The organism is Gordonibacter sp., from assembly GCF_036667095.1.
In the GTDB taxonomy this organism is placed as follows: Bacteria; Actinomycetota; Coriobacteriia; order Coriobacteriales; family Eggerthellaceae; genus Gordonibacter.
The window spans coordinates 1-1,849 of the sequence record NZ_JAVWUP010000012.1; the positions used below are offsets into that span (position 1 = coordinate 1).

Genomic DNA, 1,849 nt, shown 5'->3' on the forward strand with positions numbered 1-1,849 from the left:
TCGCAGAGGAAGTGCCCTGGCGGAGAAGGGACATCATCGTCAGCACACGCCCATCTCACAAGAGACTGCGCCAGCTTTCCGACTTCCTCGCTAGCTCCAGCTCTCCGATGCAGCTGCATTCTGGCCGGCAAGACGACCGTTGATCAGGCAGTCGGCAGTTGCGCAGGAACCCAAGCGACATGCCCCGTGGATACCGCCCGCCACCTCGCCTGCTGCATACAGCCCTTCGATAGGATTGAGGGACACATCGATCACCCGGTTCTCGGCATCGGTTTTTACACCGCCCATGGTGTGGTGGACCTTCGGCCAGACACGCGTCACGCAATACGGCGGCTCAGCTACGGGAAGGGCATTCGCGGGTATTTTCTTTCCAAAGTCTTCGTCGACCTTGTTCTCGACGAAGGTGTTGTAGCGGGCAATTTCCTCCTTGAGCGGCTCGAGGGGAATATCGAACTTCTGGGCGATCTCTTCGATACTGTCGATCCGCCAGGTGCAGCCAACCTCGATGCACTGATCCAGGTACTCCAGCGCCCAGGTAGGAAGGTTGCGCTGGTCTACAATCTGAATCGAAGGTTCGCCGTTTGCGATGATCGCATCGCAATAGCGCTTTCTGTCAGTCAACTCGCTCACGAAGCGCTTGCCCGTCTGACGGGCAACCACCACACCGCGGGGGAATCCGGCATCGATGTAGGTCCAGGCAAGGCCGAAGCCACCATCATCGGGGCTGCACCACGGGCCCAACTGTATCCAATCGAGGTGCACCGTCAAAGCACCGGATCGCATCGCCACCTGCAACGCCTCGCTCGTGGCCCCGAACCGGTTCGTACTCTCCAAGTTCTCGTCGAGCTTAGGATCATGCTTCATTCTCCAAGCAACATCGCCGCTGAATCCTCCTGTTGCCAGCACCACCGCTTTTTTAGCTTTTATGGCAACGCTCTTGCCACCTGTCAGCGTTGTCTCATTTATGCCTTTTTGGACAACAATACCGAGAACACGGCCATTTTCATCCCGCACCAATTCCTTGAGCAGCGTCCGGCATTCAACCTTGAGGCCTAATTCGGTCGCCTTGTCTCGCAATACCCCGACGATAGCCTGACCAGCCCCTTCGGGTTTCATAGTGCGGTAATTGGAATGCCCGCCGTAGGGAAGCAAGTCGATCTTCCCCTGATCATTTTTGACCCACTGGACGCCAAGGCCGCTCACCCACTCCCACGTTTCATTTGACTTCTCGGCAATGACCCGGCACTTCTCCACATCGTTGAGATCAAGTCCGGCAACAAGCATATCGTGCACGTAATCGTCGACGGAGTCTTTTATCCCTTGATCAGCCTGAGGAGAAGAACAGCAGACTGCAAAATCGCCGTCGGCCTTTATCGAGTTTCCTCCATCGCTGTCCCGCTTGTCGATGATGCGTACTTCTGCGCCGCCCTCGAACGCAGCAATAGCAGCAGCAAATCCCGCGTAACCGCTGCCTACGACGATCACATCGGTCTCTTCATCCCAAGAAACCGCCGCGCCTTGGCCAGCGCTCGCCTTCGAACAGCCCGCAAGCGCCGCAAGCCCCATCAAGCCTGCTCCTGCGACTGCACCATTCTTGATAAAGTTCCTCCGTGACAGATTGCCTGCTTCACCCATAATCGCTCACTCCCTTAGTTCTACTTCCGTCGCCCTATCGACGTTTCAGAAAATCGCTTTCGATCGCCGTCTGCTTTGCGAATGTTCACGACTCTCCCGACCGTGCTCGCAGTATGGCAAGAACCGCCCTCTCGGATACGCCAAAAAATGCGGCATTTTGGGGGAGCGCTCCATGTTTAGACCACTGATGCTGATGTTCGGGTTAATGGCGGGA

The 1,849-nt window shown here is 56.6% G+C and carries 1 protein-coding gene; it reads right to left on the bottom strand.

Annotation, left to right across the window (positions count from 1 at the left end):
- Positions 1 to 90: 90 nt before the first annotated feature.
- Positions 91 to 1,635: a flavocytochrome c gene (locus RR842_RS02395; protein WP_332522578.1), complete on the bottom strand. Its 1,545-nt coding sequence runs from the start codon at positions 1,633 to 1,635 to the stop codon at positions 91 to 93.
- Positions 1,636 to 1,849: the final 214 nt, after the last annotated feature.